General features: G+C 41.5%; 18 protein-coding genes. 16 read left to right on the forward strand and 2 right to left on the reverse strand.

Going from position 1 to position 18,420, the window contains the following annotated elements; all coding sequences use genetic code 11:
* The first annotated feature begins 734 nt into the window (after positions 1-734).
* The 8 genes from AS141_RS24040 (at position 735) to AS141_RS24075 (ending at position 6,613) form a co-directional block, all read left to right on the forward strand.
* Entirely contained in the window at positions 735-950 is a 216-nt protein-coding gene (locus AS141_RS24040) for a hypothetical protein (RefSeq protein ID WP_057940266.1), read from the forward strand.
* 2 nt (positions 951-952) lie between these two features.
* Positions 953-2,047, forward strand: a complete 1,095-nt coding sequence (locus AS141_RS24045) for a BamA/TamA family outer membrane protein (protein ID WP_057940267.1) — start codon at positions 953-955, stop codon at positions 2,045-2,047.
* A 171-nt stretch (positions 2,048-2,218) separates the two neighbouring features.
* Positions 2,219-3,049, forward strand: coding sequence for an AraC family transcriptional regulator (locus AS141_RS24050; RefSeq protein WP_082632422.1), 831 nt, complete (start codon positions 2,219-2,221; stop codon positions 3,047-3,049).
* Positions 3,050-3,435: 386 nt separating this feature from the next.
* Complete coding sequence (locus AS141_RS24055) at positions 3,436-4,071, forward strand: class I SAM-dependent methyltransferase (protein WP_057940269.1); 636 nt, start codon at positions 3,436-3,438, stop codon at positions 4,069-4,071.
* 136 nt (positions 4,072-4,207) lie between these two features.
* Positions 4,208-4,678: a GNAT family N-acetyltransferase gene (locus AS141_RS24060; protein ID WP_057940270.1), complete on the forward strand. Its 471-nt coding sequence runs from the start codon at positions 4,208-4,210 to the stop codon at positions 4,676-4,678.
* Positions 4,679-4,836: 158 nt separating this feature from the next.
* A complete protein-coding gene (locus tag AS141_RS24065; RefSeq protein WP_157243574.1) occupies positions 4,837-5,385 on the forward strand; it encodes a hypothetical protein in 549 nt (182 codons plus the stop codon).
* A 216-nt stretch (positions 5,386-5,601) separates the two neighbouring features.
* Positions 5,602-6,171 carry a Crp/Fnr family transcriptional regulator gene (locus AS141_RS24070; protein ID WP_057940272.1) on the forward strand — a complete coding sequence of 190 codons (570 nt, stop codon included), beginning with the start codon at positions 5,602-5,604 and terminating at the stop codon, positions 6,169-6,171.
* 82 nt (positions 6,172-6,253) lie between these two features.
* A complete protein-coding gene (locus AS141_RS24075) occupies positions 6,254-6,613 on the forward strand; it encodes a bleomycin resistance protein (protein ID WP_057940273.1) in 360 nt (119 codons plus the stop codon).
* A gap of 17 nt (positions 6,614-6,630) precedes the next feature.
* On the opposite strand, the gene AS141_RS24080 is transcribed toward AS141_RS24075, so the two are convergent.
* Entirely contained in the window at positions 6,631-6,909 is a 279-nt protein-coding gene (locus AS141_RS24080) for a DUF3892 domain-containing protein (RefSeq protein WP_057940274.1), read from the reverse strand.
* 516 nt (positions 6,910-7,425) lie between these two features.
* On the opposite strand from AS141_RS24080, the gene AS141_RS24090 reads away from it, so the two are divergent.
* The 7 genes from AS141_RS24090 (at position 7,426) to AS141_RS24120 (ending at position 13,683) form a co-directional block, all read left to right on the forward strand.
* Positions 7,426-8,169: an SDR family oxidoreductase gene (locus tag AS141_RS24090; RefSeq protein WP_057940276.1), complete on the forward strand. Its 744-nt coding sequence runs from the start codon at positions 7,426-7,428 to the stop codon at positions 8,167-8,169.
* A 361-nt stretch (positions 8,170-8,530) separates the two neighbouring features.
* Positions 8,531-8,791, forward strand: a complete 261-nt coding sequence (locus AS141_RS24100; RefSeq protein WP_057940278.1) for an Atu4866 domain-containing protein — start codon at positions 8,531-8,533, stop codon at positions 8,789-8,791.
* A gap of 317 nt (positions 8,792-9,108) precedes the next feature.
* Positions 9,109-10,023 (forward strand): helix-turn-helix domain-containing protein, encoded by a 915-nt coding sequence (locus AS141_RS24105; RefSeq protein WP_057940279.1) that lies wholly within the window; start codon positions 9,109-9,111, stop codon positions 10,021-10,023.
* Positions 10,024-10,218: 195 nt separating this feature from the next.
* The gene (locus AS141_RS24110) at positions 10,219-11,238 is read left to right on the forward strand and encodes an SDR family NAD(P)-dependent oxidoreductase (protein WP_057940280.1); all 1,020 of its coding nucleotides are present in this window, start codon (positions 10,219-10,221) and stop codon (positions 11,236-11,238) included.
* A 44-nt stretch (positions 11,239-11,282) separates the two neighbouring features.
* Positions 11,283-12,083, forward strand: a complete 801-nt coding sequence (locus tag AS141_RS24115) for an AraC family transcriptional regulator (RefSeq protein WP_057940281.1) — start codon at positions 11,283-11,285, stop codon at positions 12,081-12,083.
* Positions 12,084-12,236: 153 nt separating this feature from the next.
* The gene (locus AS141_RS26725; protein ID WP_157243575.1) at positions 12,237-12,494 is read left to right on the forward strand and encodes a hypothetical protein; all 258 of its coding nucleotides are present in this window, start codon (positions 12,237-12,239) and stop codon (positions 12,492-12,494) included.
* A 52-nt stretch (positions 12,495-12,546) separates the two neighbouring features.
* Positions 12,547-13,683, forward strand: a complete 1,137-nt coding sequence (locus AS141_RS24120) for an adenylate/guanylate cyclase domain-containing protein (protein ID WP_057940282.1) — start codon at positions 12,547-12,549, stop codon at positions 13,681-13,683.
* A 374-nt stretch (positions 13,684-14,057) separates the two neighbouring features.
* Here AS141_RS24120 and AS141_RS24125 read toward each other — a convergent pair whose 3' ends face one another.
* The gene (locus tag AS141_RS24125; RefSeq protein WP_057940283.1) at positions 14,058-15,083 is read right to left on the reverse strand and encodes a LacI family DNA-binding transcriptional regulator; all 1,026 of its coding nucleotides are present in this window, start codon (positions 15,081-15,083) and stop codon (positions 14,058-14,060) included.
* A 240-nt stretch (positions 15,084-15,323) separates the two neighbouring features.
* Here AS141_RS24125 and AS141_RS24130 point away from each other — a divergent pair, with 240 nt between their 5' ends.
* On the forward strand, positions 15,324-18,413 hold the full coding sequence (locus AS141_RS24130) for a SusC/RagA family TonB-linked outer membrane protein (RefSeq protein ID WP_057940284.1): 3,090 nt from the start codon (positions 15,324-15,326) through the stop codon (positions 18,411-18,413).
* The last annotated feature ends 7 nt before the right edge of the window (positions 18,414-18,420 follow it).

The following is an 18,420-nucleotide window of genomic DNA, read 5'->3' on the forward strand; positions in this document are numbered from 1 at the left end:
CTGAAAAAGTATGTGAAATTTTAGCTGTTTTTCTTGGTTTTCAACATAGGAGAGCATCTTAACACAGGGTATGAAAGGTATTGTCTGGTTGCGGGATGCAGTCGGACACAAAACAAAAACGGGATGAGGCGTTGCCATTGGGCGAGTCTATGACCCCCGAAGCCCAATCCATCGGCTCCGTGGGTGGGAAATTCACATACATTTCTAATTCCTTGACAGGTAAATACTCTTTGTAATAGATCATAGTGATGGAATTAAACGGTGTTATAATGACATTTGATCAATTGACTGTCAGATTAGAAATACCCGATGGCTCTCTATGACTAACGTGAATTTAGGAAAATCCATATTTTCCCGAAAATAATCTGAGCTTTAGAAACTGCAGGATTATCCGACCTGGACTTCGTTTGCTTATGTACCTCAAATACCTGATTTTGTGTTTTTATGATAGTATTCACCGGAGAAAAGTCCATTCTAAACAAGCGGTGAAGAACATGCTGTTTTAATCCTGCAATCCGCCAGGCCTATGGATTTTTCATCACACCCATTTCGGCCTTCCGGTAGCAGGACCTATTTGTTTTCGGTAAAAAGGTCTTTCTGAATTAATGATGCCATATCATAAGCTGTCCGTTTTTTACAAGTCTCATGGATTTTGTTGAGGTATTTTTGTAACTGTTTTAGGAAAATCACACTAACTCATTGAACTCACACAGCTTTACAAAATTGCTTTTGTAATGATTGAAGTTTTTAAAACCAGTATTAATGATCCCATAAAAGCGGACTTTCTGATAGAACACCTTATGTTAGAATTCCCTGTCCATGAAGTGAATTTTGATCCGGAAGATTCTTGCCGGATACTTCGTATTGCCAATTGGAGTGTTAACCTAGAAGTAGATCAACTTATAAAAATCCTCTCGGTGTTTGGGGAACAGGCAGCACCATTACTATAGGTATGTACAAAAAACTGTTATACGGATTGGCCCTGGTATTAATTGGTATACGTTCTGTCTTCTGCCAGTCCGATTCAGTTTCTTTTGAGAAAGTCCGAATCACACCCTTGCCGGTCATGTACTACTCACCTGAGACAAAATTTGGATTAGGGGGACTGGTAGCGGTCAATTTCAATTCATCAGTTGATTCGCTTACCACAGGCTCCTATGCACAGTCTTTCTTTTTGTATACTATGAACAAGCAATATAACTGGGATAACACCTTTCGTTATTATACCCCGCAGAATAAACTGATCTACCAAGGGAAATTCAGCATGACTTATTTTCCTGAACTGTATTTTGGAATAGCCACTGAACAGCCACTTGCCAAGGAGGATTTGATAAAATATAACAGGTTATCAGCTGAATTTAAGGTTTACAGGGAAATCAGGAAATCGACTTATGTAGGTATTGCAACCCGCTATACAAGAATATATAATATAGACTCCGAAAGTGGGGGGAGTTTTTCTTTGGACAAACCTATTGGTTACGGGGGGTACCAACTTCTTGGCGTCGCACCGTTGATTTCATTTGAATCCCGAAAAAGCCAGGTTTACCCGCGCAATGGAATGTTTGCGGAGATGCAGCTGATGGTATATCCAGAAATGTTACATCAATCCTATGGTTTTTTAAACACCAGAATTGATGTAAGAAAATACTTTCCGGTTAATTGGCTGAGTGACCGCGATGTAATTGCCTTGCAGTTTTTTATGACTTCCAATTCAGGGGCGGTCCCATTTAAAGAAATGGCAGATATTGGAGGAAACGTTATAATGCGGGGGTACTATACCGGTTTTTATAGATATAATAATCTATATGCATTCCAGGCAGAGATCCGTGCGGGACTATGGAGGTTTATCGGTATTGATTTTTGGTTGGGTGCTGCCCTGACTCCCAGAAAATGGTATTCATTGGGAGACACCGGGATAAAGCCAAATGCCGGGGTGGGATTACGTTTTATGATCAATGATAAAGACAGACTTAATATCCGTGCAGATTACGGCTTCGGGAAGCAACGTCAGCGTGGATTTTATTTGGATATTGCAGAAGCTTACTAATAAAACCTGATAGGTAAAGGTATTGATCTTGAAAGCAGGCTTTATAGTGTCAGTATTCGTCCTGTCAGAATTTGAAATCGGCATGAAAGAATGTTACAGGCAACATCTGAGCAAAACCCTATTATCGAATTGCAAAAAACACGAAATTAACCTTCTGAAAGTTGATTGCTGATGGTAAATGTTAAGTTATACCCTGTTCACAGGTCACTTGCACCGCACATACGGATGATATGGTCATTGGATTTGTCCTTAACAGGTGAACCGATTGATTTAAGAATGACCGCCGACTGCTATCCCCATTTGGTAATACGATGTGAACATGCGGCAGAAGGGCTATGGTTGCCTGATGAGGGAGTTGTACCTATGGCGACTTTCAAGGGGATTTCGCTACAGAGTAAAACGTATAAAATGAGTCCTGATTACTCACATATAGCAGTCTCATTTTTTCCCACAGGCGTACGGAATATATTTAGAGTGGATGTTATAGATACAGTAAACCATCTAATAGAGGCAGGAAATCTACTGCCTTCCGAAGTTATAGAAGAAATTATTTTGGCACCATCACACCAAGTGCGTTCAGCTATGCTAAATACAATTTTAGCCAAGAAACTAGCATGCCAAAAACATACCGTAGACAATCGCATTGCCGACTTTCTTATACACCACAAAAGTGGTTATCAAGCCAAGCTTTTGGAATACAATATCAGTGAAAGGCATTTCCTACGCTTGTTTTATCGGGATGTTGGTATTAATCCAAAATTATTTAAGCGACTTTACCGCTTTGAAGAAATATTGAACAAAATCCGTAACAACCATATTGATAGCTTTACAGGGCTTGCCTACGAATTTGGCTATGCAGACCAATCTCATTTTTGCAAGGAGTTCAAAATGTTCACCGGGCAGACACCTCAGGAATTTGTTAAGGCAGATCAGGTGTTCGAGGAACAGGGGGCTGTTGACAGGCCTGAGGGGGTAGGGCATATCATAGGGGCATCATTGTAGCCCACGATACCGGCTATTTTGCACTTCTCAATTTCCAGGCAATATATTTTACAGTTGAAATAGTATACACCTGTATGCAATCTTGCGTTAGGCCCCTGTGGAGGTATCAGGTGTTTTTGACGCAATTCGCCCTTTGAACTTGCACAGGTAAACTGGTGATTTAATCCGTGCAATCGGGAGGTACGAAGATTATACATGTTGCTTAGTGGATTAAAAGTGAGAAGTCTGTTTTATTCTATTTTTCATAAGCCCGCTTGACGAACTTAGCTTGATGAATTTGCGGATTGGAGCAAAGTGTTGGATAGCGTAGTATACCATTGATGATGAGCATACTAGACAAAATCAATCATCATATGCTACGTTCTGATAGAGTTAAATTTTAAACTATGCAAGATTTAGAAAAGATATGTGGGTATTATAACTCAATTACTGAGGAATACTCTTCAAAGTTTTTGGATGAACTGTCCCAAAATCATTTTGATAGACTGTTACTTAAAGCATTTCAAAGTGAAAATAAATCCAATGAAACTATCGTTGATTTAGGTTGTGGCCCTGGGCACCTTTCGGCCTTTTTAGCAGGGTTAGGAGCACACGTAAAAGGTGTGGATATTTCCTCAGAAATGATTATTTATGCCAACACTGCTTTTCCATCTTTGGATTTTGAGATTGGCGATATCTTGGCTCTAACCTATCCGGATAATTATTTTTCTGCTGGTATCTCATTTTACTCACTAGTGCATTTTAACCTAGAACAGGTTAGGGAAGCCTTTGTTGAGATTAATAGGGTGTTAAAACCTAATAGCCAATTTCTGTTCTCCTTTCATCTAGGGGAGCAAAAATACCGGTTAGATGACTTTTTTGATAAGAAAGGGGATTTAGATATCTTTTTCTTTAAAATACCGGATTTACAGCGGATTTTATCTGAAACAGATTTTCAGGTTATAGATATTTACCTTAGACAAGCCTATTCCTACGAGTACCAAAGTGACAGAGGCTATATTTGGGTGAAATCAGTAAAATAGCCTTTGGAATCAAATGCAAGGAACTGGGTTCATGTCTTCCCTTTTAACTGGGAGGTGATAGGCGAAGTAAAAGACTGTAGCCATTCATTCAAGGCTTAAATATGCAGGCCTAGTTTAAACTATAGCAGGATTTGAAATGCAAGAGAAATTCAAGAACGATAAAATTTTACTGAAGCGGCTAGCAGTTAATGATGCTGATCAATATTATAAACTATATACTGCCCAAAATGGTAGGTACCATGACTATTCATCTATAAAGCCAATTGAATTCACCGAGCAGATTATCGCTAAATGTAATTGTATTTTTACCATCAGAAGTGTACAAGATAGTACCAAAATTATTGGTGACTGTGCCTTGCACCATTGGAATAAGGAAAAGAACGAAATGGAAATTGGAGGTTTGTTACTTCCTCACTATTGGGGAAGGGGATTTATGGCTTCTGCATTTCAGATCCTTGCTGATTTGGCTAAAAAAGAATTCGGAATCCAAACATTGATAGCCAGGACGGAAAGTACAAATAGCAAAGCATTGAGGTTCGCCATGAAAAATGGGTTTGCCAAAAAGGATCAGGAAGGCATTTTGCTGCTTTTAGTAAAGGACCTTTAGAGAGGAGTTACACGTGAACAATTTTAATCCTATACCAGAAGTATGCGTGAGTGCTTTCATAGGTTTCTGTACGTTGTTTGGGTTGGCAAGGCACTTTTATAGGCAACCCTGTAGATACCGGATGGATTTTACTGACCAATTAGCTCTATAAACTTAGGATGATGAGAGTTGATGCCATACCAAATATCACAAAATGGTCATTTTATGGGCTCCTTTTAATAATAGGAGGATTTTCCCTGTATGTACTGGCTGCCTGGTCCCTTGACCATATACTGAACCAGGATCCGGTAGATGAAACGGGCTGGATTATCTTTGGTGCATCCCTGGCAAGGCTTATTACACTGGGTGTCGCATTCCTGGCTTTGCGCACCTATTTAACTGCTGTTAAAAGAAATACTGGGTTAATTGCTTTTGCTTTGTTTGCATGCTCCAGTGGACAGTTGGTTTATCCATTGGCAGAACTTATTGTAAAGTTTCTTGTCCTGGTTGGATTATGGGAATCAACCGGTAAAGGCATATCAAATATGAAGGCTGAAGGCTGGTTCAACCATGGAGCAGCCTGGCTTATATTCGGGATCCCGGGAATTCTGTTTTTGAGTATAGGTTTACAGTATTCCAATTGCTTCCATGTTAGCCGCGCCTATCTTATCGCAGGCTCAGTCGTTGGAGTTTTGCTTTTGCTAGTACTAGGAGTATTGATTGGTTAGGAAACGTCAAAGAGGAAGTACATTGCTCGTCGAAATTGGGTATTTAATATATTCACCATTCTTTTTTCAAGTGGACCAAACCAGGTATATTGAGCTGAAGAATACTGCCATAGGCAGATACGCTTAGGTTTGGATCCTGGGCACATGGCATGCTGGCTTTCGCTTTTTGGTCCTACCTAAAAGCATTCTTGACTTAATGAAATCTGATTTTTGATTATGAATGATCTTGCAGAACTAAAAAAATCTCTAGTACAATGTCATCCTTTTTCAGAAGTGCAATTGGCAATGTTTACTGATAAAGTATCAGTTCAGAAATTCCTGAAAAAAGATTTTCTCGTGAAGAAAAACCAGGTATGTACCAGCCTCAGTTTTATTTTGGCAGGAAGCTTTCGCTTATATGCAGAAACTGAGCTCAGGGAACTCACACTTAAGTTTTTTACGGAGGGCTGTTGGGTTTCGGACATCGAGAGTTTACTCGTTCAAAAACCCTCAAATGTATTCATTGAAGCTTCGCAGGATTCTATTGTAGGTTCCATTTCTTTAGACGACATCCATAATTTAATGGATTTACATCCTTGTTTTAGTATGTTAAATAGCTTGTTGGCAAACCTCTCCGTTTCAACCGAGCAAATGATTGCCTTAACTTCAATGAATCCGGATGACAGATATAAGGACCTCCTTTCAAAAAAACCTGATTGGATTAACCGTTTTCCCCAAATGCAGATCGCTTCCTATCTGGGAATTACACCGGAAACATTAAGCCGGGTGAGGGCACGTTTGGTTTGATTTCTTGATTTCAGTCAATGATGCAGTGGGTAATTATACCCAACTTTACATCAAATCAAACGACACTTAAATAACCCTGAATATGCTTACAGAAATCAGTCCCAAACTTCCTATGCGAAGCAAGGCGAAAACTAAGGATTATTATTTAGACAAACTGGGTTTCCATGAATTCGGCAGTACTGATTTTGAAGGGTACTTAATGGTTTCAAAAGATAAGATCCAACTTCACTTTTTTGAATTTAAAACACTGGATCCTGTGCAAAATTATGGTCAGGTTTACATCAGGGTTGACAACATCGACAGCTTTTTCCAGGACCTGGTCAACAGGGGAATAAGCATTCATCCGAATGGGCACCTTCAGACAAAGCCTTGGGGGCAACGAGAGTTTTCTGTTCTGGATCCCGACAGTAATTTACTTACCTTCGGTCAGTCTTTAGGATGATAGCCAGTAAGACTGCCTTAAGGACAATCCGGCAAGTCGAGCAGCAGGTTATGGAGATATCCCTGTCCCAGGGCAGTCAATGATTTTTCGATATCTCCGGTGACCTTCACATTGATTTCTTCAAACTGCTCTACTACAAAGAATTCAAATACTCCGGAATTAATCCCTTCCACGGCCTCCCTGACTGAAATATTCCATTTCTCACCGGTTCCGTTTACACCTCCGATATGGGTAATGTCGCCCTCAAAAGTGCCTTTAGGAAGTTTTTTTGAACAAAGTATGCGTAATCTTTTCATGGTTATGTTTCAGCCTGCAAAGATGGGGCTGAATGAAGAATTTTCTGATTATCGGCTACTGTTTTAATTCGACCCCCAGGCAAATTAAAGCGCCAGGCTTTCCTTGAACATGTGTATTTCCCTGAACCTGCATCCAGTCAGGTTACAGCTTTTCAGATGTTCCTGTTTACTGTTGCTATACCCGATCTGATCTGCTGGAATGTGCATGACCCTGTCTGCAATTATTCAAAATGCATAGTCCCAAACTTGCAGATTTCCCGGCCTTCTTTCGAATTCACTTTATTTATAGGTGGAATAAGTCAGTTCCATGAAGAAAGTGGCTTGAAGGATAAGAAGTCAATGGGTTGAAGGTAAGGTGTCAGGAAGGATTTATGGCATGCTATTTCTACCGTCTTACAGGTGGATTTTAAGTTACTTAACCTGCATCCACGATTTGAACACACCATTTGTTGATTTGATTACTTGTGGCGCTATCCTGTTAAGGACTTTTGTATTAGAAACATAAACTGATACAAAATGGAAAACATTAAAGGAAAAGTAATCGCAATTACAGGAGCCAGCAGTGGAATAGGAGAAGCTATAGCCCGTCACTTAGCAAGCTTGGGGGCCATGGTCTCTCTAGGGGCCAGACGTCTGGAAAAATTGGAAACTATCGTAAATGATATTGTAAAGAACGGTGGGCGGGCGATATGCAAACAATTGGATGTTACCCAAGCTGTTGATGTGAGGGACTTCGTCAGCTTTACTATAGACGAATTTAAAACCGTAGACGTGTTTATCAACAATGCGGGACTGATGCCACTTTCGATGATCAATGCCTACAAAGTTGATGAATGGCATAAAATGATCGATGTGAATATAAAGGGGGTACTACACGGTATTGCTGCTGCGCTTCCTGTATTTGAAGAAAAAGACAGGGGCCAGTTTATAAACATAACCTCCGTCGGGGATCGCTGGGTAGGACCTACCTCTACTGTTTACAGTGCAACGAAATTTGCAGTAAGGGCAATTTCAGAAGGGCTGCGCCAGGAAGTAAGCGGAAATATCAGGGTAACGATTGTCGCTCCGGGTGCCACAGAATCGGAATTGGCAGAAACGATCTCCGATCCTGAATTGAAGAAAGTCGCGCTGGAACAATTTAGGACGCATTTGTTGCCAGCTAAAGCTATTGCCGCAGCTGTGGCATATGCGGTTTCCCAGCCTTCAGATGTGGATGTAAATGAACTTGTAGTAAGGCCTACAGCCCAAAAATCATTCTGATAGAGCAAATAAAAGGGGTGATGTTGTTGTTGCTGGGTATGGTATTGGGACTGGACAATGCTTATTCTCAGTAGGTAAAAGAAGGCTACTTGGGAAGGATAAATTAGCATCAGTGGAATTTGATGCCCTCTATTTTGGCACAACTCGCCCCCCTTTACTTCCGGAATAATAAGCCTTTCCATTGATGGGCCCTATGTTTGGATGCACTTCAAGGCAAGGTTACCGCAATCGAAGGAAAATTTTATGCAAGTACGTATTTCTGGAAGATACAGTTGAAGAATGAAAAAATCATAACAGGTATCGCCTTCTTAGATACATATGAATTACCTGAATTAATGAATAGGATAGAAAAAAAACAAGCATGGATAATACAATGGAAGAAACCGGGAAATATATAGGGGTGTGGGTGACGGAGGATGGGTATATCAGACATGAATTACTGCCTGGCAACCGTTATGACGAGGCACGTGGTGACCGCACAAGTGCATATCGGGGAAAGTACAATGTAGTCGGTAACTATATTGATTATATGGACGATACCGGGTTTTCTGCAGACGGTGAATTTGTTGATGAAAGAACGCTGCATCACGGCGGGTATATTTTCCATAAAGTTGAAGATTAGTATAAGATACCTATAGTCCTAGGGCGAATTGATAATTTGCCACACAACATGTTTTCGGTTCTGCCTTCCCGGACGGAATGGCCTGCCCCACGACAATAAAGAACTTATGTCCCACAGGAAGAGAACCTCATGGATTAAAGAGTACACCTGAAATAGAGCATGACACAAGAGTTACTCAATAGGATGATTATAATGCAGGCGAGATTCCAAGTGACCTATAAAAATCAAAATATAAATACTTGAAAAACAATCCGCCTGTAATCATTGGGTGGAAGATAAGTTGGGATCGTTTATACCTAATTCACTATTTTAGTTTTATGAACAAGACATTTCGACTGTTTTCGCTGGCAGAATTCCACTCGCTTTGTAATCTTCCCCAGCCTGAGCATCCGCTTATAAGCCTGATTGATTACAGTAAAGTAATGTACCCATTTGTAGAAAATCAGATCAGTTGGATTCAGGATTTTTATTCCATTGGGTTAAAGCGGAATGTCAATGGTAAATTCAACTATGGCCAACAGGTGTTCGACTTCAATAAAGGATTACTAAGTTTTATTTCACCGCTTCAGTTTCTGAAAATTGAAATCAATCAAGCTGTTGTGGTACAGCCCAGTGGCTGGTTGCTGTTGGTTCATCCTGATTTCCTGTGGAATACATCTTTAGCTAAAAAAATCCGATCTTTTGACTTCTTTGGATATGCAGCAAATGAGGCACTTTTCCTTTCTGAAAAAGAAGAAATGGTAATTGAGCAGATCTTGCTTGCCATAGAACACGAATACCAATCTACTATAGATAAATTCAGTCAGGAACTTATTGTAAACCAGTTAGAAAGGCTGCTTATTTATGCGGAGAGGTATTATGAGCGGCAATTCTTCACCCGCAAAAAGTCTACGTATGAACTGCTGGAAAAATTTGAAGATATTCTGGCTTCTTATTTTGATAAAAAAGAGGGGCTTGAAAAAGGGGTGCCTACTGTCGCGGCTGTAGCTGAAGCGTTAACTATTTCACCCAACTATCTGGGAAGTCTATTGCGTATACATACCCGGCAAAATGCGCAACAACATATCCAAAGCAAAATGATTGATTATGCTAAGGAACGTCTAAGCACAACTACACTGACTGTCAGTGAAATTGCGTATGAATTAGGCTTTGAATACCCACAGTCATTTAGCAAACTTTTCAGGCAGAAAACCACTAAAACCCCACTGGAATTTAGAAAAGCTTTTACTTGATTTTTAAACGGAGCTTCCCTCTGGCTGCATTGACTTTTCTGTTTTCCTTGTCCAGGCATAATCCGGATTAGCCAGTTGCGGTACGCTGGGGATCCTGATCAGCGAGGCCTTTTAAACAAAACATATTCGGACGTTTAAACAAATCCGTTCATTGTGGACACCCCTACATTTGTCTAAACAAAATCTAATACGATCATGAGACAAAACAATTATCAAGGGGTGTTGCAAAGACCTATAGGTTCTGGATTTGATGCGAAATCAACAGCTGCTGAGGTTATTAAAGGCATAGATCTCTCGGGGAAAACAGCTATTGTCACCGGAGGAAACACTGGTATAGGGCTGGAAACTACCAAGGCCCTGGCAGCGGCAGGTGCTACAGTCATCGTGCCCGCCAGAGACATGGTAAAAGCGGCACAGAACCTCAAGGGTATTGGCAATGTGGAGCTGGAGTCCATGGACTTGATGGATCCCGCTTCCATTGATACCTTAGCCCAAAAGTTCATCGAATCAGGAAGGCCATTGCACCTGCTTGTCAATAATGCAGGGATCATGTGGGTTCCCCTCCGAAGAGATTCCCGTGGGATTGAATCACAATTAGCCACCAACTATTTGGCAATGTTTCAGCTTACGGCCAGCTTATGGCCAGCTCTTGAGAAAGCCAACGGTGCCAGAGTGGTAAATGTATCGTCACATGGGCATCAGTTCGGTCAGTTTAACTTTGAGGATCCCAATTTTCTGACCCGGGAATACGAAACACTAACGGCTTATGGTCAGTCTAAAACAGCGGTCAACCTCTTTACCCTTGAGTTGGATAACAGGGCACATGCCTTTGATGTGCACGCATACAGCCTTCACCCCGGAGCCATTGGTGGAACTGAATTAGGGAGGGAGGCTTCGCCGGAATTGTTTCAGCAAATGGGGTTCTGTGATGCAGAAGGCAATATCCTGCCTGAGGTAGCTGCTTCTTTGAAAAACATCCCCCAAGGTGCCGCTACCACTGTGTGGTGTGCCACTTCGCCAATGCTCAACGCAATTGGAGGGGTATATTGTGAAGATGGGGATATTGCTGGGTTATCCCATGCTACGGGTATGTCCGCAGGGATAAAAGCCTATTCATTGGATGAGACTTCCGCCGCTAGACTGTGGGAGTGGAGTGAGGATATTACAGGTATTGAATTCGGTCTGCGATCGGTACATAACCAAACTATTGTATAGCAGAACTGCTGAAAAAGTGTACCTTAAACTGAGAATAGTCACCCATGGAATTTAAAGCAAAATATATAACGGACGACATCAAACTTTCCTGCTACGAAGATAAGTTTTTTAAATCGGACATCATGTTTGACCATCACATGCTTGTGTGGTTTATTTCAGGTGAAACCAAAATTGTACAGGCTGATGCCACCTATCTGTTTAGGAAGGGGGATATTTTCCTGATTCCCAGAAATCAACTGGCTACCATAATCAATTATCCGAAGGATGGCAGGCCACACAAAAGTGTGGTCATGCATCTTTCGATCGAAAGACTACGGGAATTTTACACCAAACTGGATGTCAGACCCAGGACTGCAGAACAGCGGATTCTTCGCTACAGCAACCATCCCTTATTGGAAAGTTGCCTCTCATCCCTGCTTCCTTATTTTGAGATGGAAGAGCTTCCTGCTGAAATCGCCGCATTGAAGATCACTGAAGCGATCAGCATTTTAAGAAGCATTGACCAGGGAATTGATCATGTGCTGGCGAATTTCGAAGAGCCGGGAAAAATTGACCTGATTGCCTATATGGAGAAGAATTTCATGTTCAATATGCCTTTGGAGAGGTTTGGATACCTTACCGGACGCAGCCTCACCACATTTAAGCGGGATTTTGTCAAAGCTTTTAATACCACACCCCAGCGTTGGCTCACCCAAAAGCGGCTGGAACTCGCCCACTACCATTTTGTGGAAAAGAAGAAAAAGCCTATTGAAGTTTGCTACGAAGTTGGTTTTGAGAACCTTTCGCATTTTTCGTTTGCCTTTAAAAAGCATTTCGGATATCCTCCTTCTTCGCTGGTTCAATGAGTATGTGGCGATTAATCGATACATGTATCTAAGTTGATCACGAAGTACCTTTTACACCTGATCCGAAAATTCATTTCTGGGAGAAAAAGAGTGTCCAAAATCCGGGAGTTTACTTCGAACCAAGTCCCAACGGGATACCGGTAAAAGCGACACTTGGCGTATTCCTGTAGGGAAAATGATGCGTGGCTGCGAAGCAAAGAATACATGATCGTTTGGCTTGGGAATGCTGCTTTTTTTCTTAAGCTGCAAGGGATACGGATGCCCGTTGACAATGTATTCGGAAAATTGCTTAAAGGAGAGGTTTATGTACCAATGGGCGAATCTGAGCAGGTGTTGAACAGGATAAAAAACGAAGGTGGAACAGAAAACCAACTGAGTATTCAGACGTTGGGTGAGGTTTTTTCTTTATGATTCTCCGTATGGATACCTATTTCTAGACAACTTTATTATTTACCAGATTGGTATGTTACACCGGTTCGAATACACATCTCTGGCACAAGATTTTACGGCAAGGTTCCCCTTCTTATCCTATGTGGGTACACAGGTGAGTTATTGGATTATTGCCAACCTTCTGCTTTTCACCATTGTCAGGCTGCTGTCCCAAATAATTGCCGCACAATACAGGCTTCCGGAATTGGTAAACCCTGGGGCGCTGGCTTTAGCGGCTGTAGGCATTGGAATTCTCTATGGAGTTAGCCTGGGGGGTGCAGACTATTTATTAGACCGTAATTTTTTCAGGAAGCTGCCTCTTGGGAAGGTGATCCTGATCAAGGCATTCGGTTCCGTGGCACTATTGAGTACCTTATTTTTGCTAATGTGCTTTGTACTTTTTGACTTCCTTTCCGTAGTGCCTAACAATAATTCTTTTGACTTATTGAATGAGAAGTCATGGGAGCCTTTATTCTATCTATTGCTTGTCTATTATTTTTTTATGACCCTAATTATCAACTTCGCCAACCAGGTAAACAAGAAGTATGGCCCCGGAGTGTTGGCCCCTCTTCTACTGGGAAGGTACAGGGATCCTAAACAGGAGGCGAGGATTTTTATGTTTATGGATTTGAAGTCATCCACTTCCCTTGCCGAACAGTTAGGCCATTTAAACTACAGCGCATTTATCAGGGATAGCTTTTCGGATATTAATAAAATGCTGTTTCCTTTCAGAGCACAGGTTTATCAATATGTAGGGGATGAGGTAGTGGTTTCCTGGCCTGCTCTCCATGGGATGGAGGATCACCGCTGTGTCCGTTTTTATTTTGCCTGTAAAAAGCAATTTGAGAGTAGGGGGGGATATTATAGATCAAACTATGGCCGACTTCCGGAATTTAAGGCAGGGATTCATATGGGAATGGTAACAGCCGTAGAAATAGGGGAAATTAAGAGAGACATTGCCTATCACGGTGACACCTTGAATACAGCTGCCAGAATACAGGGTGTGTGTAATGATTACAAAAAAGAGCTTATTATTTCCGGGTATTTGCTAAGCAAAGTGGGGCCGCATCCAAGCATGGATGTCGAAATGCTCGGAATGATCCTGCTTAGGGGAAAAACAAAAAAAATCGGGATAATGAGCGTGGACTGGATTGATCAGAAGGAAAATTGATTTAAAGCAGGTCTGCAATCCCACAACCTGGAAATACCGCAGCAAATGCAGAATGGTTTGTACCTATAATTGCCCGTTATGGATTCCTGTAAGGTGTATATTGAGAATTTAGCCTGTATCAATCACTTCATTAACAGTATAAGAGGGAATTCTGTCAAGTTTTTGATGGATAACCGGAAAATTTCCAGTTAGTGTGCTGTATTGTGACAACATGGAGTTTACAGATAGTTTGAAGTTCAAGGAGAAAAAAACTTATGGATAGGTCGCTCGTCTTACCTTTTCCTCCCGTTCTTTGTCAGGCAAGACTTAGGAAAGTGCCCTGATTCATTGTTCACTAAAACGAAAAAAGAGTAGGAATGCCTCCGGAAGAAAAATTATTTTCTCCTGCTCGAATCCCTGATCAAAAGTTCTGTTTTTATGGTTATTATTTCTGATTGTATGAAATCATCTTCTTCTTCTATTTGACGGATTAACAGCTTGGCAGCTGCTTGTCCCATGTCAAAAGCGCGATCATTAATAGTGGTTAGATTAGGCTCAATGATTTTTGATATCGGGTAGTTACTGAACCCAACAATGGCAACTTGCTCAGGGATTTTCACTCCTTTTTTCTGAAACACCTGAATAGCACTGACGGCTGTATAATCATTGGAGCAGAAAATACCATCTGGTTTGGGTTGCCCCATGAGTAGTTTGTTGGCGGTTAGCACCCCTTCATCGTAGCTCAGATCCTTGGTAAAATGGACTAGCTCCTTATAAACTGGTAGCTGGTGCTTTTTAAGAGCAGCCTCATAGCCTTCAAACCTGGATTTAAATATACCTGTGGACTGGGAACCTCCAATATGTGCGATTCTTTTACAACCCATTTCTATCAGGTGCTCAGTGGCCAGGAAGGAGGATTCGTAATCATTGATTATTATTTTACTTGCTTCCAATCCTGTAGGAACACGGTCATAGAATACAATGGGCATTTTCATTTTGGTTAATTTTTTGAAATGCTCATAAGCTTTGGTTTCGGATGCCTGACAAATAACAACTCCCCCGAACATATTGTTTTGAAGGGTTTCAGTGATTTTCTTTTCCCGCTTTAAGGAATCCCGAGACTGAAAAATAGTAACATTGTACCCCGTTTTGTAAGCATATTCTTCTATTCCGCTGATGACTAAAGAATGAAAATGAATATCTATTCTCGGAGCAATGACCGCTAGGGTCAGGGTCTTACTTTTTCTAAAGCTTGCGGCGATGGAATTCCGCGTAAAGCCTAACTCTTCTGCCTTAAGCTTTACTTTTTCTTTGGTTTCCGGACTGATTCCCGGATGGTTATCCAGAGCTCTGGAGATGGTGGAAGCGGATAATTCAAGTTCTTTAGCTAGGTCTTTTAGAGTGATTCTACGGTTATTCATAAAACAGGGGCTGACAAACGTTTGCAATATAGTGATTGTTTTCCTTTTTATCTTTTTGATGTGAAGTGCTTATTAAGCCTGTTTAAAGTGATTTATTGACAGTTGTCAGCTGTTTATTTGACTGTATGATCCTATTTTTAAGAAATCATTATGCAAACGTTTGCATATAAATTGCATATGCTATACATTTGATTCAATCACATTAGAAAATTCTTTTGAAACCACATTAATCCTAATTCTATGGGGCAATTAAACAGAATTACACCGACAAAACTGTTGTGTAGACATACTGTACTTCTATTAATCACTGTCTTTACTTTGGCTTTTAGCGCGCTTGCGCAGGAAGGAACCATCAGCGGAGTTGTCAAAGATGCGGAAAGCGGAGAGCTCCTTATCGGGGTTGCCGTGATGGTAAAAGGATCCACTACAGGAGTGACTTCAGATATCGATGGGTCATTCTCTATTTCCGGGGTGGAAATAGGAGATGTTTTGAGGTTTTCCTATTTGGGTTACACCGCTAAAGAAGTTGGTGTTGAGAATATGGGTTACTTAAATGTCTCTTTGGAATCCAGTACCAGCGACCTGGATGAATTTGTGGTCATAGGATATGGTGTCCAAGAAAAGCGAAATCTTACCGGTTCGATTGTGTCGGTTGGAAGTGAAGAAGTTCAGAAAACGAATGTGCAGGATCCTATTTCGCTTTTACAGGGTAGGGCAGCAGGTGTTCAGGTAACTTCTAATTCCGGAGCACCCGGAGGTGGGATGACTATAAATATCAGGGGGAATTCCTCTCTGAATTCAGGCAATACCCCTTTATATGTGGTTGACGGGGTTCCTTTGGAGACGAATGTTTCCTCCTCCTTAAACGGATCTGAGAATTTCGGCCTGAACCCGCTTGCTGCAATCAACCCATCTGATATTGCCTCAGTAGAGGTACTTAAAGATGCTGCTTCTACTGCTATTTACGGCTCACGGGCAGCAAATGGCGTGGTGCTTATTACTACCAAGAGGGGTAAGGCAGGTAAAGCACAGGTCAATTTAAATGTAAGTACCGGAGTAAGTGAAATCACCCGAAAACTGGATGTGTTAAATGCCAGTCAGTATAGGAGCGCTGTATTGGATTCCTACAGGAATGCAGGTGGGGACCGAGAGCCTATTTCTGCCATAGTGGATTCCCTGAGTTCAACCAACAATGGGGATGTGGACTGGCAAAGTGAACTTCTTCGTAAGGCATGGCAGACCAATGTGGATTTATCCATCCTGGGAGGAACTGAAGATTTTAAGTATGCCTGGAGTTCTTCCTACCTAAACCAGGATGGGATTATTCTAAACTCAAATTATAAAAGAATCACTTCTAGGTTAAATGTGGATTTTGATGTTTCTGAACGGTTGACGATTGGTCAAAGCGTGTCCTTTTCCAATGCGGTGAACAACAGGATTAATGCTGCCGGCTCTGGAAACCTAAGTATAATCAGAGAATTGCTGATCCGCCCTCCGACCTATTCGATGTATCTGCCAGACGGTTCCCTGAATGGCTATCAATTTGGTAAAAGAAACCCGGTTGGCCTGGCAGAACTCTCCACTAATCTCAATAAAAGCAACCGTATCATTGCAGGTCAATACCTGGAGTACAAGATTGTCGAAGGTTTAAAATTCAGAACGAGTATCAATGTTGATTTTCTGGCGATGAAAGAGGATACTTTTATTCCATCGACGCTGGATTACAGGGAGGGGTATAACACCGGTTCTGTTCGGTCCATCAATAATATTACTTGGGCTAATGAAAATGTATTTACTTATCAAAAGACATTTCAGGGAAAACACAACCTAGGGGCACTGGCCGGTTTTAGTTTTCAGGAATGGAAGTACGAACGTACAGGATTAGATGGGATGTTTTTTCCAAGTGACAACATCAGAACACTGAATGCCGCGGGTACCATTTCCAATCAGGATGTGAATATTACCACTGAGCATTCCCTGCAGTCCTTTTTTGGAAGAGTTTCCTACGATTTTGACAGGAAGTATTTAGTTGAGGCAAATGTTCGGGCTGATGGTTCTTCCCGGTTTGGAAAGGATAACCGCTATGCATATTTTCCTTCCGCTTCGGTGGGATGGAGATTCTCCGATGAAGGCTTGTTTGATCAGTCCGCATTTCTTGACGATGGAAAACTTCGGTTTAGTGTGGGGCAGACAGGAAATGAAGCCATTGGTAATTATACTTCCCAAGGTGAATTTTCTGTGGGCACGAATTACCTGGACTATTCCGGTGCATCCCCTTCGGTCATGCCCAATTCCGGCCTGACATGGGAAACTACTACCCAGTACAATGCGGGAATTGACTTGTCCTTCTGGGAAGGAAGACTTGCATTAACAGGGGATGCTTATATCAAGAATACCAGTGATTTGTTGTATAACGTACCTATTCCAAGGGAAACCGGATTCGATTTTATTACCCAGAATATTGGTATGATACAAAATAAAGGGGTTGAGATTTTGCTGGCTTCCCGAAATCTGGTAGGAGGTGATTTTAACTGGAATACAAGCGTTAACATCAGTTCGAATTCCAATATTGTCAAGGAATTACCTGAGAGTCTATTGACGAATGGATTCATTCAGAATGGCGCCTTTCACATCTTACAGGAGGGTTATCCCATTGGAACTTTTTATGGATGGCAGTTTGATGGTGTTTATGCACGGGATGAGGATAATGTAGGCGGGATAACCAATGGTTCTCAAGGACCAGTTTATTCCGGAGGGGATCCTATCTGGGAGGACTTGAACGGAGACAACGTGATTGATCAATCAGACAGACAGATCATTGGAAATGCCACTCCGGATTTCTACGGTGGAATAACCAATGACTTTTCTTACAAAAATTTCAGCCTGAATGTATTCTTTCAGTTCTCGTACGGAAATGAGATTTACTCTGAAATCAATCATCAGCGCAATTCCATTGTACGCTACAATAATCTCTCTACTGATGCTTTAAACAGGTGGAGGGAGCAGGGGGATATCACTGATTATCCAAAACCGGTCCAGGACGATCCCTTGCAGTCAGATAGTAGGATTCAAAGCCGCTGGGTAGAGGATGGCTCCTACATCAAACTTAAAAACGTCAGTCTGAGGTATTCACTTCCATTCGATGTGGTGGATAGAATAGGCTTCTCAAGACTGGATGCCTATATCACCGGGACTAATCTGATTACCTGGACAGATTATACCGGCTTTGATCCTGATGTGAGTTCCTACAGCGGGCTTCGTTTAGGTGTGGATGAAGGTTCCTATCCTCAGAGTCGCACAGTTATCCTTGGTTTAACTATTGGTTTTTAACGAATTA

This window comes from Algoriphagus resistens (assembly GCF_001442615.1).
GTDB classification, from domain to species: Bacteria; Bacteroidota; Bacteroidia; order Cytophagales; family Cyclobacteriaceae; genus Algoriphagus; species Algoriphagus resistens.